The organism is Variovorax sp. Varisp46 (assembly GCF_059491885.1).
In genome coordinates this window covers 5,548,076-5,571,374 of record NZ_CP168515.1, presented here as the reverse complement: position 1 = coordinate 5,571,374, position 23,299 = coordinate 5,548,076, and the positions used below count along the sequence as shown (strand labels likewise).

The 23,299-nt window shown below is 67.9% G+C and carries 23 protein-coding genes; 15 read left to right on the top strand and 8 right to left on the bottom strand.

Annotated features, from left to right (window positions below; translation table 11 throughout):
• Positions 1-28: 28 nt before the first annotated feature.
• The 4 genes from ACEN9N_RS26405 to ACEN9N_RS26390 all read left to right on the top strand — a co-directional run bounded on the left by ACEN9N_RS26405 (position 29) and on the right by ACEN9N_RS26390 (position 4,120).
• The gene (locus tag ACEN9N_RS26405; protein WP_495654881.1) at positions 29-943 is read left to right on the top strand and encodes an SDR family oxidoreductase; all 915 of its coding nucleotides are present in this window, start codon (positions 29-31) and stop codon (positions 941-943) included.
• Positions 944-958: 15 nt separating this feature from the next.
• Entirely contained in the window at positions 959-2,119 is a 1,161-nt protein-coding gene (locus ACEN9N_RS26400; protein WP_495654880.1) for an acyl-CoA dehydrogenase family protein, read from the top strand.
• A 7-nt stretch (positions 2,120-2,126) separates the two neighbouring features.
• On the top strand, positions 2,127-3,290 hold the full coding sequence (locus ACEN9N_RS26395; protein WP_413312319.1) for an acyl-CoA dehydrogenase family protein: 1,164 nt from the start codon (positions 2,127-2,129) through the stop codon (positions 3,288-3,290).
• A gap of 71 nt (positions 3,291-3,361) precedes the next feature.
• Positions 3,362-4,120 (top strand): slipin family protein, encoded by a 759-nt coding sequence (locus ACEN9N_RS26390; protein WP_413312318.1) that lies wholly within the window; start codon positions 3,362-3,364, stop codon positions 4,118-4,120.
• 16 nt (positions 4,121-4,136) lie between these two features.
• Here the strand turns inward: ACEN9N_RS26390 and ACEN9N_RS26385 are convergent, their stop codons facing one another.
• On the bottom strand, positions 4,137-5,414 hold the full coding sequence (locus ACEN9N_RS26385) for a DEAD/DEAH box helicase (protein ID WP_495654879.1): 1,278 nt from the start codon (positions 5,412-5,414) through the stop codon (positions 4,137-4,139).
• A 44-nt stretch (positions 5,415-5,458) separates the two neighbouring features.
• Here ACEN9N_RS26385 and ACEN9N_RS26380 point away from each other — a divergent pair, with 44 nt between their 5' ends.
• The 5 genes from ACEN9N_RS26380 to ACEN9N_RS26360 all read left to right on the top strand — a co-directional run bounded on the left by ACEN9N_RS26380 (position 5,459) and on the right by ACEN9N_RS26360 (position 8,869).
• The gene (locus ACEN9N_RS26380) at positions 5,459-5,833 is read left to right on the top strand and encodes a translation initiation factor Sui1 (RefSeq protein ID WP_413312440.1); all 375 of its coding nucleotides are present in this window, start codon (positions 5,459-5,461) and stop codon (positions 5,831-5,833) included.
• A gap of 6 nt (positions 5,834-5,839) precedes the next feature.
• Positions 5,840-6,076, top strand: coding sequence for a DUF3820 family protein (locus tag ACEN9N_RS26375; RefSeq protein ID WP_007835452.1), 237 nt, complete (start codon positions 5,840-5,842; stop codon positions 6,074-6,076).
• Between the two features lie 181 nt (positions 6,077-6,257).
• Entirely contained in the window at positions 6,258-6,659 is a 402-nt protein-coding gene (gene rbp / locus ACEN9N_RS26370) for an RNA-binding regulator (protein ID WP_495654878.1), read from the top strand.
• Between the two features lie 196 nt (positions 6,660-6,855).
• Positions 6,856-7,344, top strand: coding sequence for a tripartite tricarboxylate transporter TctB family protein (locus tag ACEN9N_RS26365; protein WP_007835454.1), 489 nt, complete (start codon positions 6,856-6,858; stop codon positions 7,342-7,344).
• 13 nt (positions 7,345-7,357) lie between these two features.
• Positions 7,358-8,869: a tripartite tricarboxylate transporter permease gene (locus tag ACEN9N_RS26360; RefSeq protein ID WP_413312315.1), complete on the top strand. Its 1,512-nt coding sequence runs from the start codon at positions 7,358-7,360 to the stop codon at positions 8,867-8,869.
• Positions 8,870-8,975: 106 nt separating this feature from the next.
• On the opposite strand, the gene chrA is transcribed toward ACEN9N_RS26360, so the two are convergent.
• Positions 8,976-10,340, bottom strand: a complete 1,365-nt coding sequence (chrA, locus tag ACEN9N_RS26355) for a chromate efflux transporter (RefSeq protein WP_007833544.1) — start codon at positions 10,338-10,340, stop codon at positions 8,976-8,978.
• A gap of 20 nt (positions 10,341-10,360) precedes the next feature.
• Entirely contained in the window at positions 10,361-11,119 is a 759-nt protein-coding gene (locus ACEN9N_RS26350; RefSeq protein WP_056587939.1) for a TSUP family transporter, read from the bottom strand.
• A 444-nt stretch (positions 11,120-11,563) separates the two neighbouring features.
• Here ACEN9N_RS26350 and ACEN9N_RS26345 point away from each other — a divergent pair, with 444 nt between their 5' ends.
• Positions 11,564-11,863: a hypothetical protein gene (locus ACEN9N_RS26345; protein ID WP_495654877.1), complete on the top strand. Its 300-nt coding sequence runs from the start codon at positions 11,564-11,566 to the stop codon at positions 11,861-11,863.
• Positions 11,864-11,885: 22 nt separating this feature from the next.
• Here ACEN9N_RS26345 and ACEN9N_RS26340 read toward each other — a convergent pair whose 3' ends face one another.
• From ACEN9N_RS26340 to ACEN9N_RS26320, 5 genes are all read right to left on the bottom strand, one after another.
• A complete protein-coding gene (locus ACEN9N_RS26340) occupies positions 11,886-13,559 on the bottom strand; it encodes a thiamine pyrophosphate-binding protein (RefSeq protein WP_413312312.1) in 1,674 nt (557 codons plus the stop codon).
• A gap of 69 nt (positions 13,560-13,628) precedes the next feature.
• Complete coding sequence (locus ACEN9N_RS26335; RefSeq protein WP_495654876.1) at positions 13,629-14,849, bottom strand: pyridoxal phosphate-dependent aminotransferase; 1,221 nt, start codon at positions 14,847-14,849, stop codon at positions 13,629-13,631.
• Positions 14,846-15,742 carry an amino acid ABC transporter substrate-binding protein gene (locus ACEN9N_RS26330; RefSeq protein ID WP_007833528.1) on the bottom strand — a complete coding sequence of 299 codons (897 nt, stop codon included), beginning with the start codon at positions 15,740-15,742 and terminating at the stop codon, positions 14,846-14,848. Before ACEN9N_RS26330 ends, ACEN9N_RS26335 begins: the two co-directional genes overlap by 4 nt.
• 129 nt (positions 15,743-15,871) lie before the next feature.
• Complete coding sequence (amaB, locus tag ACEN9N_RS26325; protein ID WP_413312309.1) at positions 15,872-17,410, bottom strand: L-piperidine-6-carboxylate dehydrogenase; 1,539 nt, start codon at positions 17,408-17,410, stop codon at positions 15,872-15,874.
• 345 nt (positions 17,411-17,755) lie between these two features.
• Positions 17,756-18,607, bottom strand: coding sequence for an IclR family transcriptional regulator (locus tag ACEN9N_RS26320; protein ID WP_007833523.1), 852 nt, complete (start codon positions 18,605-18,607; stop codon positions 17,756-17,758).
• A gap of 205 nt (positions 18,608-18,812) precedes the next feature.
• Here ACEN9N_RS26320 and ACEN9N_RS26315 point away from each other — a divergent pair, with 205 nt between their 5' ends.
• From ACEN9N_RS26315 to ACEN9N_RS26295, 5 genes are read left to right on the top strand one after another with little or no spacing between them, the layout of a single operon-like run.
• The gene (locus ACEN9N_RS26315; RefSeq protein WP_007833514.1) at positions 18,813-19,892 is read left to right on the top strand and encodes an ABC transporter ATP-binding protein; all 1,080 of its coding nucleotides are present in this window, start codon (positions 18,813-18,815) and stop codon (positions 19,890-19,892) included.
• A complete protein-coding gene (locus tag ACEN9N_RS26310) occupies positions 19,889-20,749 on the top strand; it encodes an ABC transporter permease (protein WP_413334194.1) in 861 nt (286 codons plus the stop codon). Before ACEN9N_RS26315 ends, ACEN9N_RS26310 begins: the two co-directional genes overlap by 4 nt.
• Positions 20,746-21,540 carry an ABC transporter permease gene (locus ACEN9N_RS26305; RefSeq protein ID WP_007833510.1) on the top strand — a complete coding sequence of 265 codons (795 nt, stop codon included), beginning with the start codon at positions 20,746-20,748 and terminating at the stop codon, positions 21,538-21,540. The genes ACEN9N_RS26310 and ACEN9N_RS26305 overlap by 4 nt, the downstream gene beginning before the upstream one ends.
• Positions 21,541-21,846, top strand: a complete 306-nt coding sequence (locus ACEN9N_RS26300; RefSeq protein WP_007833505.1) for a (2Fe-2S)-binding protein — start codon at positions 21,541-21,543, stop codon at positions 21,844-21,846.
• Complete coding sequence (locus ACEN9N_RS26295) at positions 21,843-23,246, top strand: FAD-dependent oxidoreductase (RefSeq protein WP_413312297.1); 1,404 nt, start codon at positions 21,843-21,845, stop codon at positions 23,244-23,246. The genes ACEN9N_RS26300 and ACEN9N_RS26295 overlap by 4 nt, the downstream gene beginning before the upstream one ends.
• Positions 23,247-23,299 lie beyond the last annotated feature (53 nt).

Below are 23,299 nucleotides of genomic sequence, written 5' to 3'. Positions count from 1 at the left end.
CTCCTGCCAATTTCCGAAGGTCATTCGCATGAACGCCCCCTCCTCCCGCTACCGCTCCGTCTTCGCGCCCGGCCTGTTCGACGGACAGGTCATCGTTGTCACCGGCGGCGGCTCCGGCATCGGCCGCTGCACCGCGCACGAGCTTGCCGCGCTCGGCGCGCAGGTGGTGCTGGTCGGCCGCAAGCCCGAGAAGCTCGAGCAGGTGAAGGCCGAGATCGAAGCCAGCGGCGGCAAGGCAACCACGCAGGCCTTCGACATCCGGCAGGAGGAAGCGGTGCGCGCGGCCATCGCCGCTGTCATTTCCACCCACGGCCGCATCGACGGCCTGGTGAACAACGCGGGCGGCCAGTACATCACGCCGCTCGCCGCGATCACGGCCAAGGGTTGGGAGGCGGTGATCCACACCAACCTCACGGGCGGCTTCCTGGTCGCGCGCGAGTGCTACGTGCAAAGCATGCAGGCCAACGGCGGCGCCATCGTCAACATCGTGGCCGATATCTGGGGCTCGATGCCCAACATGGGCCACAGCGGCGCGGCGCGCGCCGGCATGGTGAGCTTCACCGAGACCGCCGCGCTCGAATGGGCCGCGAGCGGCGTGCGCGTGAACGCGGTGGCGCCGGGCTACATCGCGTCCAGCGGCATGGACCATTACCCGCCCGAGGCCGGCGGCATGTTGCGCGCCATGCGCAACACCGTGCCAGCGGGCCGTTTCGGCAACGAGGCCGAGACCTCCGCCGCCATCGCCTTCCTGCTGAGCCCCGCTGCCAGCTTCATCAGCGGCAGCGTGCTGCGCGTGGACGGCGCGCGGCCGCAGGTGCGCATGGGCTGGCCAATGGAGATTCCCGATGCGCAGACACAGCAGCGCGCGGCGGTAAGGCCTTTCGACGGCTTTCACCTCGCACAGACGCCGCGCGTGTTCCGGAACGACGAGCCCAACGACTGATTGGAGACAAGCGACATGCAGTACACCCACGAACACCTCGAGATCCAGAAGACCCTGCGCCGCTTCATCGACGAAGAAATCAACCCGCACGTGGACGAATGGGAAGAGGCAGAGATCTTCCCCGCGCACGAGGTCTTCAAGAAGCTCGGCAACCTGGGCATGCTGGGGCTGAACAAGCCCGAGGCCTTCGGCGGCGCGGGGCTCGACTACTCGTATGCGATGGCGATGGCCGAGGCGCTCGGCCACGTGAGTTGCGGCGGCGTGCCGATGGCCGTCGGCGTGCAGACTGACATGTGCACGCCCGCGCTCGCGCGCTTCGGCAGCGACGAACTGCGCCGCGAATTCCTCGTGCCCGCCATCGCCGGCGACACGGTCGGCTGCATTGGCGTGAGCGAGCCCGGCGCGGGCAGCGATGTGGCGGGCCTCAAGAGCCACGCGCGCAAGGACGGCGACGACTACCTCATCAGCGGCCAGAAGATGTGGATCACCAACAGCCTGCAGGCCGACTGGATGTGCATGCTGGTCAACACCAGCGACGGACCGGTTCACCGAAACAAGTCGCTCGTGATGGTGCCGATGGACAGCCCCGGCATCGAGAAGGCAAAGAAGATCCGCAAGATCGGCATGAACTCGAGCGACACCGGGCTCATCTACTTCGACAACGTGCGTGTGCCGCAACGCTTTCGCATCGGCGAGGAAGGCCAGGGCTTCGTCTACCAGATGCAGCAGTTCCAGGAAGAGCGCCTGTGGGCCGCCGCGAGTTCGCTGGAGCCGATGGAAGACTGCATCGCGCAGACCATCGAGTGGGCGCAGCAGCGCCACATGTTCGGCGCCACGCTGGCCGACCAGCAGTGGGTGCAGTTCAAGCTGGCCGAACTCAAGACCGAGGTGGAAGCGCTGCGCGCGCTGACCTACCGTGCCTGCGACCTGCATGTGCAGGGCGAGGACGTGCTCGAGCTCGCGTCGATGGCCAAGCTCAAAACCGGCCGCCTCACGCGGCAGGTGGCCGACACCTGCCTGCAGTTCTGGGGCGGCATGGGCTTCACGCTCGAGAACCGCGTCTCGCGCCTGTACCGCGACGGCCGGCTCGGCTCCATCGGCGGTGGCGCGGACGAGGTCATGCTCGGCATCCTCGCAAAGACGATGGGCATCGCGAAGCGGCCGCCGCGCGGCTGAGGCGCCCATGGACGCCGAACTGCAAGCCGACCGCGCGGCGCTCGCCGACACGGTGCGGCGCCTTGCCGAAAGCGAGATCGCGCCGAACGTGCAGGCCTGGGATGACGCGGGCGAGTTTCCGCGCGCGCTCTATGCACGCGCCGCCGAACTGGGACTGCTCGGACTGGGCTACCCCGAAGACCTGGGCGGTACGCCCGCTTCGTATTCGCTCAAGCTGCCCGCATGGATCGCACTGGCGCGCCACGGCAAGAGCGGCGGTGTGCTCGCAAGCCTGTTCTCGCACAACATCGGATTGCCGCCCGTGGTGCTGCATGCGAGCGATGCGGTGCGCCGCGAGGTCGTGCCGCCGGTGCTGCGCGGCGAGAAGATTGCCGCGCTCGCCATCACCGAGCCCGGCGGCGGCTCCGACGTGGCCGCGCTGCGCACCATGGCAAGGCGCGACGGCGATCACTACGTGGTGAACGGCGAGAAGACCTTCATCACCTCGGGCATGCGCGCCGACTGGATCACGGTGGCCGTGCGCACCGGCGAAGGGCACGGCGCGAGCGGCATCTCGATGCTCCTCGTGCCCGGCGATGCGCCCGGCCTTTCGCGCACGCGCCTCGCGAAGATGGGCTGGCTGTGCTCCGACACCGCGACGCTGCACTTCGACAACGTGCGCGTGCCGGCGCGCTACCTGCTCGGCAACGAAGGCGCGGGCTTCCGCATGGTCATGGGCAACTTCAACGGCGAGCGCATCGGGCTCGCGGCGGGCGCACTCGGCTTCTCGCAAGCCTGCCTCGACGAGGCGCTGGCCTGGGCGCGCGATCGCAGGACATTCGGTGCCGCGCTCATCGAGCACCAGGCGGTGCGCCACAAGCTGGTCGACATGCAGATGCGCATCGCCTCCACCGAGGCGTGGATCGAGGCGGTTTCGGCCGAAGGCGACGCGCACGAAGCGGCCGGGCGCTTCAACGCACCCGAATGGGTCGCGCAGGTCTGCATGCTGAAGAACCATGCGACGCAGACCATGCAGTTCTGCGCCGACCAGGCGGTGCAGATCCTCGGCGGCATGGGCTTCATGCGCGGCACGGTGAGCGAGCGCATCTACCGCGAGGTGAAGGTGATGATGATCGGCGGCGGGGCCGAGGAGATCATGAAGGAACTGGCGGCCAGGCAGATGGGCTGGTAGGCGCCAGGGAACGCCGCCGCGCGCCGGGTGTCCAACGAGCCAGCGCTTTCGCTGGGTCGCAGGAGCCCGACATGCTCTCTCTCACCTCCGGCATCGGCACCGTCATTCTTGTCCTGTTGGCGGTGCTGCTCTTTTCCGCGATATGGATCTTCCGGGAATACGAGCGCGGCATCGTGTTCACGCTCGGACGGTTCTCCAAGGTTTCTGGGCCTGGGCTGGTGATCGTGATACCGGCCATCCAGCAGGTGGTGCGCGTCGACCTGCGCACCGTGGTGCTCGAAGTGCCGACGCAGGACGTGATCTCGCGCGACAACGTGTCGGTCAAGGTCAGCGCGGTCGTGTATTTCCGCATCGTCGATGCCGAGAAGGCCATCATCCAGGTCAAGGATTTCTTCAACGCCACCAGCCAGCTGGCCCAGACCACGCTGCGCTCGGTACTCGGCAAGCACCAGCTCGACGACATGCTGGCCGAGCGCGAGAAGCTCAACCTCGACGTGCGCGAGTCGCTGGACGTGCAGACGGCGTCATGGGGCATCAAGGTGTCGAACGTGGAGATCAAGCAGATCGACCTCACCGAATCGATGGTGCGCGCCATCGCGCGGCAGGCGGAGGCCGAACGCGAACGGCGCGCCAAGGTGATCCACGCCGAGGGCGAGCTGCAGGCCTCGGAAAAGCTGTTCCAGGCCGCGCGCGTGCTGGCGCAGGAGCCGCAGGCCATCCAGCTGCGCTACCTGGAGACGCTGACGGTGATCGGCGCGGACAAGAACACGACCATCGTGTTTCCGCTGCCGGTGGACCTGCTGACGAGCTTCCTGGGCAAGCGTTCCTAGCCTGCGCGGCACGGGGTCAGTCGTTCTTCTCGGGCGTTTCGCCCCGTGCAGCCGCAAGCGCGGCCGCCGCGCGCAGCTTGTCCTTCTTGCTCGGCCGCTTGCCCTTGACGCCGCCGGTACCCGACGCATCGACCACGGGCACTGCCACCTCCGTCGGCTCGAAGCCTTCGACGCGTTCGCGCGGCAGGCTCAGCCCCTGTCGCTTCTCGATCAGCCGGAAGTGCGCCTCGGTGGCCGCGCTCACGAAGCTGATCGCCAGTCCGCTCTCGCCCGCGCGGCCGGTGCGGCCGATGCGGTGGATGTAGTCGATCGGCGAGCGCGGCAGGTCGTAGTTGATGACCACGGGCAGCTGCGCGATGTCGATGCCACGCGCTGCGAGGTCGGTGGCGATCACCACGTCCCAGCGGCTCTGCTTGAACTGCGAAAGGATGTCGGTGCGCGTGCCCTGCGCGATGTCGCCGTGGAAGGGCACGGCGTAGATGCCGTTCTTGTAGAGCTTCTCGGCCACGGTCTGGGCCGCATGCTGCGTGGCGACGAAGACCAGCACGCGATCCCATTCGCCTTCGTGCTGCTTCAACAGATGGCGCAGCAACTGCGTGCGGCGGATGGCGTCGACCTCGATCACGCGCTGCACGATGTTCGGCTCGGTGCCGGGCTCGCCCTGCACGTCGACGACGGCCGGATCGCGCAGCATGCCGTCGGCCAGCGCCTGGATGGCGCTCGGGAAGGTGGCGGAGAACAGCAGGTTCTGGCGCTGCTTCGGCAAGAGCGCGAGGATGCGGCCGAGCTCTTCGGCAAAGCCGAGGTCGAACAGGCGGTCGGCCTCGTCGAGCACCAGCGTCGACACGGCATCGAGCTTGAGCGCGTTGTGGTCGACGAGGTCGAGCAGCCGGCCCGGCGTGGCGACGACGATGTCGGCGCCGCCGCGCAGGCTCATCATCTGCGGGTTGATCGACACGCCGCCGAAGGCGACGACGATCTTCAGGCGCTCGGGCAGGTGCTGCGCCAGGCTGCGTATGGTCTCGCCCACCTGGGCCGCGAGCTCGCGCGTGGGCACGAGCACCAGCGCGCGCACGCGGCGCGAGCCCTGTGCGCGCTCGGCGACCAGGCGCTGCAGCAGGGGCAGGGAAAATGCGGCGGTCTTGCCGGAGCCGGTCTGCGCCGAGCCCCGCAGGTCGCGGCCTTGCAGAATCGCGGGGATGGCCGCGGCCTGGATGGCGGTCGGCGCGGCATAGCCGCTTTCGGCGGCGGCCTGCACGAGCGCGGGGGCCAGGCCCAGTGAGTCGAATGGCATGTAAGCAGACACAGAAGAGAAGAAAGACGGATCGGATGTCGACGATGAAACAGCAGCGCAATCAGGCCGGCAGCGCCCTGGTGTACTCCACGGAAGCGGGCGGCCGCATGTGCCCCGACTGCGGCGAGCCCATGGCCCGGTGCCGCTGCAAGGAGCTCAAGGCGCGCCTGCCGGCCACGGACGGCATTGTCCGCGTATCGCACGAAACCAAGGGACGCAAGGGCAAGGGCGTGACCGTCGTCAAGGGCGTGGCGCTCGATGCGGCGGCGCTGGCGGCGCTCGGCAAGCAGCTGAAAACGGCCTGCGGCTCGGGCGGCACGGTGAAGGACGGCGTGATCGAGATCCAGGGCGACCACCGCGAAACAGTGATCGCCGCACTCGTGAAGCAGGGCCACACGGTCAAGCGGGCGGGAGGCTGAGCACCGATGCAACCCGAAGACCTGCAGCGTCTGGTGACGCTCCAAATGCCTTTCGGCAAGCACAAGGGCACGCTGATTGCCGATCTGCCCGGAAATTACCTGACCTGGTTTGCACGCGAGGGTTTTCCCTCAGGAGAAATTGGCCGGCTGCTCGCGCTGATGCATGAAATAGACCACAACGGGCTCTCCGGCCTGCTGAAACCGTTGCGAAACCGCCCATCGGGCCGAGATGTTTCTCAATAACACACGATTTCCCCACGCTTTTTGTAAATCGGGCCGGATAATCCGGTTTACGTGTCTGTGAGCTTTGTCTCCCGTGCACGTAATTCGGTGATCGGTCAGTTTCGCGCCACAGCGCATTTTGTTTGTTGTGATTCTGGGACTCCATCGCTTTGTCTTGTTGGTTTGAATTAGGAGTCCCTCAATGGGCAAGAAACTCTACGTAGGCAACCTCGCCTACTCCGTGCGTGACAACGATCTGGAACAAGCCTTCGGCGAGTTCGGCGCCATCGTCAGTGCCAAGGTCATGATGGAACGTGACACCGGCCGTTCGAAGGGCTTCGGCTTTGTCGAAATGGGTTCGGATGCCGAAGCACTGGCAGCCATCGAAGCCATGAACGGCCACTCGCTGCAGGGCCGCGCCCTGACGGTGAATGAAGCCCGTCCGATGGAAGCCCGTCCCCCCCGTACCGGTGGTGGCGGCTACGGTGGTGGCGGCGGTGGCGGCTACGGCGGTGGTGGCGGCGGCTATGGTGGCGGCGGCGGTGGCCGCAGCGGTGGTGGCGGCGGCTACGGCGGCGGCGGCGGTGGTCGCGGCGGCTACTAAGCCCTTCCCTCCAGAGCCTTCGGGCTTCTGAATGAAAAGCTCCTTCGGGAGCTTTTTTCGTTTCTGCGCCAGGCTCGAGCGCCTTGGTCAGCTCGGCCTAATGAAAACCCGGTAAGCAATAGTCCGTACCTCCGCGGTCAGCCAACAGTCAGCCGCGCAGAACGACCCTCGACCCTTCATATAAGAGGGGCGAGACATGCGCATCAAGAGTCAGGCGGACTTCTTTTCAGGAGTCATGTTCACTGCCGTGGGAGGGGCCTTTGCGATAGGCGCCACCACCTACACCGTCGGCAACGGTGCCCGCATGGGACCGGGGTACTTCCCGCTGATGCTCGGCATCCTGCTGGCCGTCCTCGGCGCCATCATCATGTTCCAGGCGCTGGTGGTCGAAACCCCCACCGGCGACCCGATCGGCAAATGGGCCTGGAAGCCGCTGGCCTTCGTGCTCGGCGCCAACCTCGCCTTCGGCGTGCTGCTGGGCGGCCTGCCCAGCATCGGGCTGCCGGCGATGGGGATGATCATCGCGATCTACGCGCTCACGATCATCTCGAGCATGGCGGGCGAGCACTTCAAGCTGCGCGACGTGCTGATCCTCTCCACCATCCTGGCGGCCGGCAGCTACGTGGCCTTCATCTGGGCGCTGAAGCTCCAGATCCAGGTCTGGCCTACTTTCATTTCGGGTTGAGGAGCGCACCGCCATGGAACTGTTCCACAACCTCGCGACCGGCTTCGGCGTCGCGTTCACCTTCACCAACCTGCTGTACTGCCTGATCGGCTGCATTCTGGGCACGCTGATCGGCGTGCTCCCGGGCATCGGCCCGGTCGCGACCATCGCGATGCTGCTGCCCGCCACGTACGCGCTGCCGCCCGTGTCGGCGCTGATCATGCTGGCCGGCATCTACTACGGCGCGCAGTACGGCGGCTCGACCACGGCCATCCTGGTGAACCTGCCCGGGGAGTCGTCCTCGGTGGTCACCTGTATCGACGGCTACCAGATGGCAAGGCAGGGCCGCGCAGGCCCGGCGCTCGCCGCGGCGGGCCTGGGTTCGTTCTTCGCGGGCTGCGTGGGCACGCTGATCCTGGCCGCCTTCGCACCGCCGCTGACCGAGCTGGCCTTCAAGTTCGGCCCGGCGGAGTATTTCTCGCTGATGGTGCTGGGCCTGATCGGCGCGGTGGTGCTGGCCTCGGGCTCGCTGCTGAAGGCGGTGGCGATGATCGTGCTGGGCCTGCTGCTGGGCATCGTCGGCACCGACGTGAATTCGGGCGTGGCGCGCTACAGCTTCGACATTCCGGAGCTCACCGACGGCATCGGCTTCGTGGTGATCGCCATGGGCGTGTTCGGCTACGGCGAAATCATCGGCAACCTCTCGCAGCCCGACGACGAGCGCGAGGTGTTCACGCACAAGGTGAAGGGCCTGTGGCCCACCAAGGAAGACTTCAAGCGCATGACGCCCGCGGTGCTGCGCGGCACGGCACTGGGTTCGGCGTTGGGCATCCTGCCCGGCGGCGGCGCGCTGCTGGCAGCCTTCGCGGCCTATGCGCTGGAAAAGAAGATCAAGATGCGCCCCGGCGAAGTGCCCTTCGGCAAGGGCAACATCCGCGGCGTGGCTTCGCCCGAGTCGGCCAACAACGCCGGCGCGCAGACCTCCTTCATCCCGCTGCTGACGCTGGGCATTCCGCCCAACGCGGTGATGGCGCTGATGGTGGGTGCGATGACGATCCACAACATCCAGCCCGGCCCGCAGGTGATGACCAGCAACCCCGAGCTGTTCTGGGGCCTGATCGCCTCGATGTGGATCGGCAACGCGATGCTGATCGTGCTGAACCTGCCGCTGATCGGCATGTGGATCAAGCTGCTGACGGTGCCCTACAAATTCCTGTTCCCGGCGATCGTGCTGTTCTGCGCGATCGGCGTGTACTCGACCAACAACAACACCTTCGACATCTGGATGGTGGCGGCTTTCGGCTTCATCGGCTACCTGTTCCTGAAGCTGCGCACCGAGCCCGCCCCGCTGCTGCTGGGCTTCATCCTGGGCCCGATGATGGAAGAGAACCTGCGGCGCGCGCTGCTGCTGTCGCGCGGTGCGTGGAGCGTGTTCGTCACGCGGCCGCTGTCGGCGGGACTGCTGGTGGCTGCGGCGCTGCTGCTTGGCATCGTGCTGCTGCCGGCGATCAAGGCCAAGCGCGAAGAAGCCTTCGTCGAGGAGTAATTGGCTCGCCCCCAGGCTGCGCGCACTTCGTGTCGCTGCGCCAACCCCCTTCCGGGGGCAACACCTGCGGCCCGGCGGAGCCGGTTCCGCGGTGTTCCTGGAATAGTCAGCGCTGGAGTAGCGGCAGCAGCGCCTGTTGCCAGGCCAGTCCGAGCAGGGCCGCGCCGAGCACCACCGGGATCACCCCGGCCTTGAAGCGGAACAGCGCCACGGCGGCGATCAGCCCGATCGCCGCCGATGCTGCGTCGAAGCCACCGCCCGCGCCCTTCGGCCACAGCACGTGCCAGGCGAAGAACACCGCGAGGTTGACGATCACGCCCACCACGGCCGCCGTGATGGCCGTCAGCGGCGCGGTGAGCTTCAGGTTGCCGTGCGTCGATTCGATGAACGGCCCGCCCAGCAGGATGAACAGGAACGATGGCAGGAAGGTGAAGAAGCTCACCACCGTCGCCGCCACCGCGCCCGCCAGGAACAGCGACTGCCCACCGAACAACGCCTGGTTCCAGCCGCCCACGAAGCCCACGAACGACACCACCATGATCAGCGGCCCCGGCGTGGTTTCGCCCAGCGCGAGCCCGTCGATCATCTGCGTGGCGCTGAGCCAGCCGTAGTGGTCGACCGCGCCCTGGAACACGTAGGGCAGCACCGCATAGGCGCCGCCGAAGGTCAGCAGCGCGGCCTTGGTGAAGAACCAGCCCATCTGCGTGAGCGCGCCGTGCCAGCCGAACAGTGCCGCGAGGGCGCCGATGGCGACGAGCCACAGCGCGAGGAACACGCCCAGCACGCGCAAGAAGCGGCCCCAGCCGAAGCGCGCATGCGCGGGCGTCGGCGTGTCGTCGTCGATCAGTGCGGGACCGACCGAGGCGGCCGCCGCGGCGTGAGCGCCGCCCGGCGCGAAGCGCTCTGGCGCCACCCGGCTGCCAAGGTAGCCGATGGCCCCCGCCACGAGCACGATCAGCGGAAACGGCACGCGAAGCGCAAAGATCGCCACGAAGGCGGCCGCCGCGATCGCCCAGAGCCAGGCGTTCTTCAGCACCCGCGAGCCGATGCGCCAGGCCGCGAACAGCACGATGGCCGTCACCGCAGGCTTTACGCCGTAGAGCAGCCCCGCCACCGCCGGCACCTGTCCATACGCCATGTAGACCCACGACAACGCGATCAGGATGAACAGCGACGGCAGCACGAACAGCCCTCCCGCCACGATGCCGCCCCAGGTGCGGTGCATGAGCCAGCCGATGTAGGTCGCAAGCTGCTGCGCCTCGGGGCCGGGCAGCACCATGCAGTAATTCAGCGCATGGAGGAATCGCTTCTCCGAGATCCAGCGGCGGCGCTCCACCAGTTCCTGGTGCATCAGCGCGATCTGCCCGGCAGGCCCGCCGAAGCTGATGAAGCCCAGCTTGAGCCAATAGCCGAAGGCCTGCCAGAAGCTGACGGGGACGGGCGGCTCGGCAGGCGCTTCGGAGGAGGACATCGGCTGACTTTCGTGTTTCGCTATTTCAGGAACGCGTCGTAGGCGGTCTTCAGGATCAGCGCGCTCACCACCACGATGAACACCACCCGCACGAAGCCCGCCCCGTGCTTCAGCGCAACCCGCGTGCCGAGCAGGCTGCCCGCCACGTTGGCCACCGCCATCACCAGCCCGTAGTGCCACCAGACATGGCCCTTGGCAGCCAGCAGGATCAGCGCCGCGGCGTTGGTCAGCGTGTTGATGATCTTGGCCGAGGCCGAGGCGTTGAGGAAGTCGTAGCCCATCCAGCGCACGAACAGGAACACCAGGAAGCTCCCCGCGCCCGGCCCGAAGAAGCCGTCGTAGAACCCGATCGACAGGCCGATGGTGCAGGCCGCCAGCGTCTCGGCCCGGCCGGAGAAGCGCGGCGCATGCATCCGCCCCATGTCCTTGCGCGCCAGCGTATAGAGCAGCACGCCCAGCAGGATGACCGGCAGCGCCCGGCGCAGGAAGTCGCCCGGGAATAGCGTGACGCCCCAGGCGCCCAGCATCGAGCCGGCGAAACCGAGCACCGCAGCAGGCCAAAGCGCGCCCCAGCGCATCTGCACCCGCTGGCTGAACTGGGCCGCGGCGGCTGCCGTGCCCCAAATGGACGCACTCTTGTTGGTGCCCAGCAGCGTTGCCGGCGTCGCGCCCGGGAACACGGCAAACAGCGCCGGCACCAGGATCAACCCGCCTCCGCCCACGATCGAATCGACAAAACCCGCGAGCAGCGAAGCGCCCGTCACCACCAGCATTTCCATGGCGGCGATTGTCTCACTCGTGGCGCTATCGAAAATATAGCTTCATGTGCACGCGTGGCCTTTGTGGGAGGTCAATTTGGCACTGAGGAAAAACCCTTCGGGCACGGCGCGCGCGGGCATAAAAAAGGCGCCGACCAGCGGCGCCCTTCAAAGTCAAACACGGCATCTCGTACGGAGCCTTGGAAGCATTTTTATAGTTGCTCGAGATTTGTCTCCTCGGACCCTCGGCAGCACGAGCAGGGCCCGTTCGCGAGTGCGCAGACTTTAGGGGGCGCACCGCCTCAGTGCATTGGGAATTACCCGCTTTGCCGGCCCGGAAAGCCCGATTCGCAAACCAAAGTGTTTCCGATGGTTAACGGCGCGGCACAATTCATGCACGCGCGGTCAGGCCCCGATCTTGCACATCAGGAAGAACCCGGGAGTCGCCCACCCGACGGAGGAAGCATGCCATCCATGTCCGAAAGCGAACGCATCGCCCTCGCCGCGCGCCTTCATGTGGCGCTTCGGCGAAAGCACGGGCGCGTGACCGACACCGAATGGATGGCCACCAACGCCGAATACGCCGCCGAGATCGTGCGCATGACGCGCGCGCATGCCGCGGACACCAGGGACGAGGAGCTCTACCAGCTCGCGATGCGGCTCGAACAGGCGATGGAACCTTTGGCTCGGGCCAAGCGGCTGGCGGCGCGGCAGCCCGACGGCGCCCTGCCCACACCCATTCGCCACGCGGACGGACTGGGCTGACGCCTTCCTGCCGCGGCGCTGTTCAGGACGCGGCCAGCGCGGCCTTGCGGATCGACTGCAGCGTGCTGCCCGGCGTGATCGCTTCCGGATCGAGCAGGCAGTGCAGGATCGCCGGCTTGCCGCTCGCACGCGCACGGGCCAGCGCGGGGCCGAACTCTTCGGTGCTGGTCACGCGTTCGCCGTGGCCGCCGAACACTTCGGCATAGCCGCGGAAATCGGGGTTTTTCAATTGCGTGGCGCTGATGCGGCCGGGATAGTGTTTTTCCTGGTGCATGCGGATCGTGCCGTACATGGCGTTGTCCAGCAGCACCACGATGATCGGCAGGCCGTACTGCACGGCGGTGGCGAACTCCTGGCCGTGCATCATGAAGTCGCCGTCGCCCGCGAACACGACCACCTCGCGCTGCGGCCACAGCCTCTTGGCGCCGACGCCGGCCGGCAGGCCGTAGCCCATCGAGCCGCTGGTGGGCGCGAGCTGGCTCGCGAAGGCGCGGAACGGCCAGAAGCGGTGCACCCACGTGGCGAAGTTGCCCGCGCCGTTGCAGAAGATGGTGTCGGCCGGCAGCACTTCGCGCAGGTGCCGCATGACCTCGCCCATCTGCAGCGGGCCGGGAATGCGGATGGGGGCCGGGTCGCTCCAGCGCAGGAAGTCTTCGCGTGCGGTCTTTGTCTCTGCCTGCCAGGCCGGCGCTTGCGCGGGGCGCAGCGTGGACACCGCTTCGGCGAACGCCCGCGGCGTGGCGTGAATGCCCTGCGCGGGGCGGTAGAGCTTGCCGAGCTCGTCGGCATCGGCGTGCACATGCACCAGGGCCTGCTTCGGTTGCGGGATCGCCAGCAGTTCATAGCCTTGCGACGGCACTTCCGACAGGCGCCCGCCGACCAGCAGCACGAGGTCGGCATTGCGGATGCGCTCCAGCATGCGCGGGTTGGCGCCCAGGCCCAGGTCGCCCGCATAGCAGGGGTGCTCGGCCGACATCAGCATCTGGCGGCGGAACGAGCAGTACACGGGCAGCGAGAACGCGGCCGCGAAATCAGCGAACTGCAGCGCCGCCTGCTCCGACCAGCGGCTGCCGCCGAGGATGACCACCGGGCGCTGCGCCTGCGACAACCGCTGCTGCAGCTCGGCGAGCTGCGCCGCACCGGGATGGGTTTCGGTCACCGCGTAGGGCTGCGCGTCGGCCACCGCTGCGGCCTCGGTCAGCATGTCCTCGGGCAGCGCGATCACCACCGGCCCGGGTCGGCCGGAGGTGGCGACATGGAAGGCACGCGACACGAGCTCGGGCACACGCGCCGGATCGTCGATCTGCACCACCCACTTGGCCATGGTGCCGAACACCGCGCCGTAGTCCAGCTCCTGGAAAGCCTCGCGGCCCATGGCGTCGCGCGCGACCTGGCCCACGAACAGCAGCAGCGGCGTCGAGTCCTGGTGCGCGATGTGCACGCCGGCCGCCGCGTTGGTGGCGCCGGGGCCGCGCGTGACGAAGCAGATGCCGGGCTGGCCCGTGAGCTTGCCCTGCGCCTCGGCCATCATCGCCGCGCCGCCTTCCTGGCGGCACACGGTCACGTCGATCGATGCGTCATGCAGCGCGTCGAGCACGGCCAGAAAGCTTTCGCCGGGCACGCAGAACAGCTGCCTGACGCCGTGGGTGATGAGCTGGTCGACCAGGATCTGGCCGCCGGTGCGGGAGGAAGTCATGCTGTGTCCAATGGAATGAAGGTGTTGGGTCTTGCTCCCTCCCCCAGCGGGGGAGGGAGAAATGCGGGGTCATTCGAGGGCTTCGCATGCAGCAGCGATGCGCTGGCATGCCTCTTCCAGCTGCGCCATCGACGTCGCATACGAGATGCGGAAATACGGCGCCAGCCCGAACACGCTGCCCGGCACCACCGCCACCTCGAAGTCCTGCAGCAGGTAGCGGCAGAAGTCGCTGTCCGTCTGCAGCAGCGTGCCGCCGCGCGTGCGCTTGCCGAGCACGCCGGCGCAGCTGGCGAAGGTATAGAACGCGCCTTCGGGCACGCGGCAATGCAGCCCCGGCGCGCGGTTCAGCGCGGCCACCACGAAGTCGCGCCGCGCCTGGAAGTCGGCGCAGCGCCCGGCCACGATCTCCTGCGGCCCGGTCAGCGCCTCGATGGCCGCGGCCTGGCTGATCGACGAAGGGCACGAGGTCGTCTGGCTCTGCACCACGGCCATCGCCGCGACCAGCGCGCGCGGCCCCGCACCGTAGCCCACGCGCCAGCCGGTCATCGCATAGGCCTTCGATACGCCGTTGACGGTCAGCGTGCGTTCGCGCAGGCGCGGCTCTACCGCCACGGGCGTCGCGAAGGCCAGCCCGTCGTAGAGGATGTGTTCGTAGATGTCGTCGGCCAGCACCCACACCTGCGGATGCCGCAGCAGCACCTCGCACAGCGGCTTCAGCTGCGCCGCGCTGTAGGCCGCGCCGCTCGGGTTCGACGGCGAATTGACGAACAGCCAGCGCGTGCGCGGCGTGATCGCCGCCTCGAGCTGCGCGGCATCGAGCCGGAAGCCATTCGCCTCGGTGCACGCCACCGGCACCGGCACACCGCCGCAGATCTGCACGATGTCGGCGTACGAGGTCCAGTACGGCGCGGGCAGGATGACTTCATCGCCCGGGTCCAGGCTGGCCATCAGCGCGTTGAAGATCACCTGCTTGGCGCCTGCGCTCACGCTGATCTCGTCGAGTGCAAAGTCGAGCGCGTTGTCGCGCTTGAACTTCAGCTGCACTGCCGCCTTCATCGCCGGGCTGCCGTCGAGCACCGTGTAGCGCGTGTCGCCCCGCCCGATGGCGCGCACCGCCGCGTCGCGCACATTCTGCGGCGTGTCGAAGTCGGGCTCGCCCGCGCCCAGCACGATCACCGGACGGCCCGCGCGCTTGAGCGCGTTGGCGTGGTCGGTGATGCGCAGGATTTCCGAGACGCCGATGGCGCGCACGCGCTGCGCCGGCGAGAAGACGACAGTGTCCGTGGTCACTTGGCGTAGGCCTCCAGTGGCTTGTCGTTGGGTTCGAGCATCAGCTGCTTGAGCGCCGTGCTCATCGGCAGGTTCAGGCTCGTGTTCTTCGGCGGGATGGCCGCCACGAACCACTTGGCGTAGATCTTCTCCAGGTCGCCGCTCTTCATCATGCGGCGCAGCGAATCGTCCACCGCGGCCTTGAAGGCCGGGTCGTCCTTGCGGAACAGCAGCGCGATCGGCTCCGAGCCCAGCGGCTCGCCCACGATGCGGTAGGCCGCGGGGTTCTTGGAGTTCGCGATGATCCCGGCCAGCAGGTTGTCGTCGAGCACGAAGGCGTCGGCGCGGCCCGACTCCATCAGCAGAAAGCTCTCGAGGTGGTCCTTGCCGAGCATCGTGTTGTACGAGACATTCTGCGCGCGCTCGCGCTTGCGCAGCAGCTGCACGGCGGTGGTGCCGGTCGATGCCGACACGTTGCGGCCCGCGAGCTGGTCGAGGTTGGCGATGCCCGAGTCGACCTTGGTCGCCATGCGCACTTCGCTCACGTACGTGGTGAGCGCGAACGCCACCTGCTGCTGGCGCGCGGTGTTGTTGGTGGTGGGGCCGCAGCCGATGTCGAGCGTGCCGTTCTGCACCAGGGGGATGGTGTTCTGCGCGGTCACGGCCATGTATTCGAGCTTCGCCTGCGGCACGATGTCCTTCAGCACGCGCTCGCACAGCTCGACGTGGTAGCCCACGTACTTCTCGCCCGCGCCCAGCATGTAGGCCATCGGCGGCGAGGCTTCGCGCACGCCGAGCACCACCTTGCCGCTGGCCTTGATCTTGTCGAGCGTGCCGCCGGCGGTTTGCGCGGCGGCGCCCAATGCGAACGCGAGCGATGCTGCGGCGGCGATGGTCTTGAATCTCGTCCTCATGTCTTCTGTCTCCTGGTGGTTATTCTTGATTCGCGAGACATCGCGGAACCAGCTTCGCCGGGCCGCAGATGCCGCCCCCCAAAGGGGGTTGGCGCAGCAACACGAAGTGCGCGAAGCCTGGGGTGAGTCTTACTCTCCGATGTCGAAGGTCACGCCCTGCGCCAGGGGCAATGCCGTCGAGTAGTTGATGGTGTTCGTCGCACGGCGCATGTACGCCTTCCAGCTGTCGGAGCCGGCTTCGCGGCCGCCGCCGGTTTCCTTCTCGCCACCGAAGGCGCCGCCGATCTCCGCGCCGCTCGGGCCGATGTTGACGTTGGCAATGCCGCAGTCCGAGCCCGAGCTCGACATGAAGCGCTCGGCCTCGCGCACGTTCAGCGTGAAGATCGACGACGACAGGCCCGCGCCCACCGCGTTGTGCCATTCGATGGCCTCATCGAGCGAGCTGTAGCGCACCACGTAGAGGATGGGCGCGAAGGTCTCGCGCAGCACCGGGCCGTCGTGCGTCTTCAGCTCGACCAGCGCGGGGCGCACGTAGTACGCGTCCTTGGTGCCGAGGCCTTCGACGCGCTGGCCGCCGTGCACCGTGGCGCCGGCCTCGCGGCTTTCGCCGAGCGCCTTCTGCATGCCGTCGAAGGCTGCGCGGTCGATCAACGGGCCGACCAGCGTGCCGGCCTCGCGCGGATCGCCCACCTGCACGTTGCCATAAACCTTCGCAAGCTTGGGCACCAGCGCGTCGTACACGCTGTCGTGCACGAACAGGCGGCGCAGCGTGGTGCAGCGCTGGCCGGCCGTGCCCATGGCAGCGAACGCGATGCCGCGCAGCGTGAGGTCGAGGTCGGCCGAGGGGGTGACGATGGCCGCGTTGTTGCCGCCGAGTTCGAGAATCGCGCGGGCGAAGCGCGCGGCCAGCTTCGGTCCCACCTGGCGGCCCATTGCCGTCGAGCCGGTGGCCGAGAGGATCGGCACGCGATGGTCATCGACCAGCACCTCGCCGATGTCACGCTGGCCCAGCAGCAGGCCGAGCAGGCCCTCGGGCGCATCGCCGAAGCGCGCGACGGCGCGCTGCGCGATGGCATGCACGGCCAGTGCGGTCAGCGGCGTCTTCTCGGAAGGCTTCCACACCACCGAGTCGCCGCACACCAGCGCCAGCGCCGCGTTCCACGACCACACGGCCACCGGGAAGTTGAAGGCCGAGATCACGCCGCACACGCCCAGCGGATGCCAGGTTTCCATCATGCGGTGCTCGGCGCGCTCGGTGGCCAGCGTGAGGCCGTAGAGCTGGCGCGAGAGACCGACCGCGAAGTCGCAGATGTCGATCATTTCCTGCACTTCGCCCGCACCTTCGGACGGAATCTTGCCGGCCTCGAGCGTGACGAGGCGGCCGAGGTCGGCCTTGGCGGCGCGCAACTCTTCGCCGAGCAGGCGCACCAGCTCGCCGCGGCGCGGGGCCGGCACGCTGCGCCAGGCCTTGAAGGCTTCGTGCGCGTGGCCGATGGCAGCGGTGGCCTCGGCCGGCGTGGTCTGTGGCACCTGTGCGATGACCTCGCCGCTGACCGGCGAGCGCACCGTCAGTGTGCCCCCGGTATGGGCCTCGGGGGGCACGCCCAGGCGCTGCAGCAGCTGCTCGACTTCGGTGGCGACGGAGGGGGAGGTGTTGGCTTCGGACATGGACGCGCTCCGGGAAGGAGGAGAAAGGAGGACCCGGCCAATATCTGCGAATCCCGCGCGCTTGCCTAGTGAAAATATGGAAGGACCTGATGCGTTTCAGGAATGAACTCGCACGGTTCATGTGCGGCTGGCGCACCAACCGGGCGGCCGCCATCACCCACCCGCATCCAAGCTTGCACATTTCGCTCATCATCATTGACGACGCATATAACGGCATCACCTTCATTGACGGGCAACCCACGAGGGCGGAAGCAGGCCTGCGCAATGTGCTGCGGATCAGAACCAACATGTACACAAATTCGCTGCCCCCCGGGTGTCGTGGTCAAGATTCTTCGGCCTCTGACTTCAGGCCGGAGCCTCGGGCAGGCTGATGCGCTGCCCAGCCGGCGAGCTTGCCAGGCTCTGCGCCGGCCTCCTCAACGTCGCATCGAACGGATTGATCTTCGGCCCGATGGCCGCCGCCTCTCGCTTGAGCAACTCGACCACGGTCGGCATGCGGTCCGCATTGAGACGGTCGGCGATCGTGCCCACGCTCAATGCCGCCACCGCGCGCCCTTCGCGGTCGAGGATCGGCACCGCCACGCCCGCCATGCCTTCGAGCAGCCCGGTGTTGCGCCCGGCATAACCCGCCTGGCGCACGCGCTCGATCTCGGTGCGCAGGTACACCTCGTCGTACACGCCGTACTCGCGCACGCGCGACAGGTTGAAGCGGATCACTTCCTCGCGCTCGGCCTCGGGCAGGAAGGCAAGGATCGCCAGCGCGCCCTGCCCCACACCCAGCGCGATGCGCCCGCCGATGTCGCCGGTGAACGAGCGGATCGGGAACGGCCCTTCGCTGCGGTCCAAGCAGATGGCGTCGAAGCCGCTGCGCGCCAATAAAAAGATGCTGTCGCCCAGGCTCGCGCACAGGCGCAGCAGCACGGGCCGGCAGATGGAGCGCAGGTCGCCCGGGTTGCCCGCGCTCGCTGCGAGCGCGAAGAAATCAATGCTCAACCGATAGAGCTTGCTGCGCTCGTCCTGCTCGACCATGCCTTCGGCCATGAGCGACTGCAGCAAACGGTGCGTGGTGGCCTGCGTGAGGCCCACGGAACGTGCGATCTGGGTCACGCGGCCGCCCTCGCCCTGCACCGCGCCGAGCGCGCGGATCACCGAGAAGACGCGCGGCACGCCGCCGCTGGCCGCCGATGGGGTTTCCATACCTTGCTCCTGTGGAATTCAATCTATCTATTAAGACAATCATATTCCATTGAACGGAATAAATTGAATAAAGATTCTGATTAATGGAATACCCGAAGCGAACTGGCGCATTCATTGCAATAGAGTGAATTGAAATCGGCAAGTGGTCCATGGCACGCACCAAGGTGTCGCACGCCCCTTTTGCCACCGACAGAAAGGCTTTCCCATGTCATTCCTCCGGCTCACCGACGTGACCAAGTTCTATGGCTCCGCCCGCGCGGTGTCGGCCATGAACCTCACGGTAGAAAAGGGCGAGTTCGTCTCGCTGCTCGGCCCTTCGGGCTGCGGCAAGACCACCACGCTGCAGATGATTGCGGGCTTCGAGGCGGTGAGCAGCGGCCGCATCGAGCTCGCGGGCAAGGACATCACGCATGCCAAGGCCAACACGCGCGGGCTGGGCATCGTGTTCCAGACCTATGCCCTGTTTCCGCACATGACGGTGGCCGACAACGTGAGCTTCGGCCTCGAGATGCGCAAGATGCCCAAGGCCGAGCGCGCCGAACGCGTGAAGCAGGCGCTGGCGCTGGTGCACCTCGAAGCGCATGCCACGCGCTATCCGCGCGAACTCTCGGGCGGCCAGCGGCAGCGCGTGGCGCTGTCGCGCGCGCTGGTGATCGAGCCGCCGGTGCTGCTGCTCGACGAGCCGCTGTCCAACCTCGACGCCAAGCTGCGCGAGGAGATGCAGTTCGAGCTGCGGCAGATCCAGCGCAAGGTCGGCACCACCACGGTGATGGTCACGCACGACCAGAGCGAGGCCATGTCGATCAGCGACCGCGTGGTGGTGATGGAAGGCGGCTGCGCCACGCAGATCGACCATCCGCAGCGCGTGTACGAACATCCGAGCACGCGCTTCATCTCCACCTTTGTCGGCAAGGCCAACCTGCTCGATTGCCGCGTGTCCGGCAGCGGCGCCGCGCGCACCTGCGTCGAAGTCGGCGCGCTCTCGCTCGACGTGGACGACACGGGCTTCGGCGTCGACACGGCCGCGCTGCTGAGCGTGCGGCCCGAGAAGCTGCAACTCGTGCCGACGAGCCGGGGCCGGCTCGACGGCGAGGTGCAGGAACGCTTCTTCCTCGGCAGTCAGTGGCTCTACCGCGTGGCCACGCCCATCGGCGACCTCACGGTGCTGAGCCCCAACGATGGGCGCGATGCGCTCGAAGAAGGCGCCCGCACCGGCATCGACTGGCCGGCGCACTGCATGCGGCTGCTGCCCGCGGACGCCACCGCGAAGGCCGTGATGGCATGAGCACCTTGCAGAACAAGGCCACGCCCTGGTGGCTCTCCGGCCCCGCGCTGCTGCTGTTCAGCGCGCTGCTGCTGGTGCCGCTCGCACTCACGGCCGTGCTGTCGTTCAACGTGTACGACCCGGCAACCGGCCCGAAGTCCGGCGAGTTCACGCTGGCGCACTACGCGCTGGTGTTCTCCGACTCGTACTACCTCGGCATCTTCTGGCGCACCTTCTGGGTCTCGGGCCTGGTCACGCTGATCTGCGTGCTCGTCGGCGCGCCCGAGGCCTACGTGCTGAGCCGCATGCGCAACCCGTGGCGCTCGGTGCTGCTGCTGGTGGTGCTCGCACCACTGCTCGTGTCGGTGGTGGTGCGCGCCTTCGGCTGGAGCATGCTGCTCGGGCCCGAGGGCGCGGTGAACGCGCTGCTGCAATTGCTGGGCGTCGGGCCCGTGAAGATCCTCTACACCAACACGGCGGTGATCATCGCGCTGGTGCACGTGATGCTGCCCTTCATGGTGATCCCGGTGTGGACCTCGCTGCAAAAGCTCGACCCCGGCGTGGAGAACGCGGCGCTCTCGCTCAATGCCACGCCCTTCACCACGCTGCGGCGCATCGTGCTGCCGCAGGTGATGCCGGGCATTCTCTCGGGCAGCCTGATCGTGTTCGGCCTGGCCGCGAGTTCGTTCGCGATTCCCGGCTTGCTCGGCGGGCGCCGGCTGAAGATGGTCGCGACCATCGTCTACGACGAATACCTGAGCGAACTCAACTGGCCGCTGGGCGCGGCCGTGGCGCTGGTGCTGCTGGTGGCCAACCTCGTGGTCATGCTCAGCTACAACCGCCTGGTCGAAGGCCGCTACAAGAAGGCATTGGGATGAAAAGAAACGGCCCCATCGCCCTCGCGTTCAACGCGCTCGTCATCACCTTCATGCTGGCGCCGCTGGTGGTCGTGTGCATCGTGGCGTTCACGCCGGAGAACACGCTGACCATTCCGACCACCAGCTTCTCGCTGCGCTGGTTCAAGGCGGTGTTCGCGCACCCCGACTTCATGCAGTCGTTCTGGAACAGCCTGTGGCTCGCACTGAGCTCGGCCACCATCGCCACGCTGCTCGCGGTGCCGGCCGGCATGGCGATCACGCGCTACGCGTTTCCGGGGCGCGACTTCCTCAACGGCCTGTTCCTCTCGCCGCTGATCGTGCCGCACCTGGTGCTGGGCGTGGCGCTGCTGCGGCTGTTCGCGCTGGTCGGCGGCACGGGCAGCTTCGGCTGGCTGGTGATGGCGCATGCGCTCATCGTCACGCCCTACACGCTGCGGCTGGTGGTGGCGGCGCTGGTGGGCTTCGACCGCAGCGCCGAGCAGGCCGCGCTGTCGCTGGGCGCGAGCCAGGCCACGGTGTTCCGCCGCATCACGCTGCCGATGATCCTGCCGGGTGTCACGGGCGGCTGGATGCTGTCGTTCATCAACAGTTTTGACGAAGTGACGATGTCGATCTTCGTGACCGCACCGAGCACGGTGACGCTGCCGGTGCGCATGTACATGTACGCGACCGAGTCGATCGATCCGCTGATGGCCGCGGTGTCGGCGCTGATGGTGGCCGTCACGGCCTTCGCAATGGTGCTGCTCGACCGTGTCTACGGACTCGACCGCGTGCTGGTGGGGCGCAGATAGATGACCATGACTGCACACGCCCTGCTTCACCGCGTGGCCGAGAAAAGCGGGCGCGAAGCCGTGCCCTTCACCCTCGATGGCGCGCCCGCGAGCGCGCTGGCCGGCGACACCGTGCTGACTGCCGTGCTCACGCAATGCGACCAGCTGCGGCGCAACGAATTCAGCGGCCTTCCGCGCGCGGGCTTCTGCATGATGGGCGCCTGCCAGGACTGCTGGATTGCCACGGACGAAGGCGAGCGGCTGCGCGCCTGCTCGACCTTCATCGCGCCGGGCATGGCGCTGGTCACCGGAAAGAACGGCGCATGACGAAGGCAGACGCAATCCGCCCCGTGATCGTCGGCGCCGGCCCGGCCGGTGTGCGCGCCGCGCAGACACTGGTGGCGCATGGCCTGCGGCCCGTGGTGATCGACGAGGCGCCGCGCGCCGGCGGGCAGATCTACCGCCGCCCGCCCGCCGGCCTCGCGCAGCGCACGGCGCGAACGCTCTATGGCTTCGAGTCGACGCGCGCCGATGCCGTGCACGCGGCCTTCGACGCGCTGCAGGGCCGCATCGAGCATCTGGGCGACAGCCTGGTGTGGAACGCCCAGGACCATCGGCTCGACGTGATGCACAACCCCACGCGCAGCAACCGCCGCGTGCCCTACAGCCACCTGATCGCGGCGACGGGCGCCACCGACCGCGTGCTGCCGGTGCCGGGCTGGACGCTGCCCGGCGTCTACACGCTGGGCGGCGCGCAAGTGGCGCTCAAGTTCCAGGGCTGCGCCATCGGGCAGCGCGTGGTGTTCATGGGAACGGGGCCATTGCTGTACCTCGTGGCTTATCAATATGCGAAGGCCGGCGTGAAGGTGGCCGCGGTGCTCGACACCGCGCGCCTTGCCGACCAGCTCGCGGCCACACCCGCGATGCTGACCCAGCCCGCGGTGTTCGCGAAGGGCGTGTACTACGTCGGCTGGCTGCGCGCGCACGGCGTGGCCTTGCACAGCGGCGTGCGTCCGTTGCGCGTGCTCGGCGACGAACAGCAAAGCCGCGTGACCGGCGTGGCCTGGCAGGACGGTGCCGAAGAACGCACGCTGGCCTGCGACGCCGTCGGCTTCGGCTACGCGCTGCGCTCCGAAACACAGCTGGCCGACCTGCTGGGCTGCCGCTTCGACTACGTGCCGCTGCACCGCGCGCACCTGCCGGTGCGCGATGCGGCTGGGCGCTCCAGCGTCGAGGGCGTGTACCTCGCGGGCGACGGCGCCGGCATCATGGGCGCGGACGCGGCCGAGTGGGCGGGCGAACGAGCGGCGCTGGCGCTGCTGGCGGACAACGGCGTGGCGGTCGATACGGCACGCGCAGCCGAACTCGAACGCAGGCTGCACAAGCTCGCTGGCTTCCGCCGGGGCCTCGAACGCGCCTTCCCGGTACCGCAGGACTGGGCCGCGCATGCGCCCGACGAGCTCGTGATCTGCCGCTGCGAAAACGTCACGGCGGGCACCTTGCGCCAGACCGTCGCCACGGCCGGTGCCGACGAGCTGAACCGGCTCAAGGCCCTGTCGCGCGTCGGCATGGGCCGCTGCCAGGGCCGCATGTGCGGCGTGGCCGCGGCCGAGATCCTCGCGCATGCGACGCAGCAGCCGCTGCAGCAGGTCGGCCGCCTGCGCGGGCAGGCGCCGATCAAGCCGATCCCGATCCGGCTCGTGCCCGCCGAGGGGGCCGACGCATGAGCGCCGCGCCGGGCCGCACCAAGCAAGCGCGCACCGCAGCGCGAAGCGCGGAG

Bases quoted from the DNA above. Each gene is read 5' to 3' on its own strand.
- ACEN9N_RS26380 (WP_413312440.1), top strand. From the start codon at position 5,459: ATGAAACAGCAGCGCAATCAGGCCGGCAGCGCCCTGGTGTACTCCACG.
- ACEN9N_RS26320 (WP_007833523.1), bottom strand. From the start codon at position 18,607: ATGGAAACCCCATCGGCGGCCAGCGGCGGCGTGCCGCGCGTCTTCTCG.
- ACEN9N_RS26385 (WP_495654879.1), bottom strand. From the start codon at position 5,414: ATGCCATTCGACTCACTGGGCCTGGCCCCCGCGCTCGTGCAGGCCGCC.
- amaB (WP_413312309.1), bottom strand. From the start codon at position 17,410: ATGTCCGAAGCCAACACCTCCCCCTCCGTCGCCACCGAAGTCGAGCAG.
- ACEN9N_RS26340 (WP_413312312.1), bottom strand. From the start codon at position 13,559: ATGACTTCCTCCCGCACCGGCGGCCAGATCCTGGTCGACCAGCTCATC.
- ACEN9N_RS26395 (WP_413312319.1), top strand. From the start codon at position 2,127: ATGGACGCCGAACTGCAAGCCGACCGCGCGGCGCTCGCCGACACGGTG.
- ACEN9N_RS26315 (WP_007833514.1), top strand. From the start codon at position 18,813: ATGTCATTCCTCCGGCTCACCGACGTGACCAAGTTCTATGGCTCCGCC.
- ACEN9N_RS26300 (WP_007833505.1), top strand. From the start codon at position 21,541: ATGACCATGACTGCACACGCCCTGCTTCACCGCGTGGCCGAGAAAAGC.
- ACEN9N_RS26350 (WP_056587939.1), bottom strand. From the start codon at position 11,119: ATGGAAATGCTGGTGGTGACGGGCGCTTCGCTGCTCGCGGGTTTTGTC.
- ACEN9N_RS26405 (WP_495654881.1), top strand. From the start codon at position 29: ATGAACGCCCCCTCCTCCCGCTACCGCTCCGTCTTCGCGCCCGGCCTG.
- ACEN9N_RS26310 (WP_413334194.1), top strand. From the start codon at position 19,889: ATGAGCACCTTGCAGAACAAGGCCACGCCCTGGTGGCTCTCCGGCCCC.
- ACEN9N_RS26390 (WP_413312318.1), top strand. From the start codon at position 3,362: ATGCTCTCTCTCACCTCCGGCATCGGCACCGTCATTCTTGTCCTGTTG.
- ACEN9N_RS26365 (WP_007835454.1), top strand. From the start codon at position 6,856: ATGCGCATCAAGAGTCAGGCGGACTTCTTTTCAGGAGTCATGTTCACT.
- ACEN9N_RS26345 (WP_495654877.1), top strand. From the start codon at position 11,564: ATGCCATCCATGTCCGAAAGCGAACGCATCGCCCTCGCCGCGCGCCTT.
- ACEN9N_RS26400 (WP_495654880.1), top strand. From the start codon at position 959: ATGCAGTACACCCACGAACACCTCGAGATCCAGAAGACCCTGCGCCGC.
- ACEN9N_RS26360 (WP_413312315.1), top strand. From the start codon at position 7,358: ATGGAACTGTTCCACAACCTCGCGACCGGCTTCGGCGTCGCGTTCACC.
- ACEN9N_RS26305 (WP_007833510.1), top strand. From the start codon at position 20,746: ATGAAAAGAAACGGCCCCATCGCCCTCGCGTTCAACGCGCTCGTCATC.
- chrA (WP_007833544.1), bottom strand. From the start codon at position 10,340: ATGTCCTCCTCCGAAGCGCCTGCCGAGCCGCCCGTCCCCGTCAGCTTC.
- ACEN9N_RS26330 (WP_007833528.1), bottom strand. From the start codon at position 15,742: ATGAGGACGAGATTCAAGACCATCGCCGCCGCAGCATCGCTCGCGTTC.
- ACEN9N_RS26375 (WP_007835452.1), top strand. From the start codon at position 5,840: ATGCAACCCGAAGACCTGCAGCGTCTGGTGACGCTCCAAATGCCTTTC.
- rbp (WP_495654878.1), top strand. From the start codon at position 6,258: ATGGGCAAGAAACTCTACGTAGGCAACCTCGCCTACTCCGTGCGTGAC.
- ACEN9N_RS26295 (WP_413312297.1), top strand. From the start codon at position 21,843: ATGACGAAGGCAGACGCAATCCGCCCCGTGATCGTCGGCGCCGGCCCG.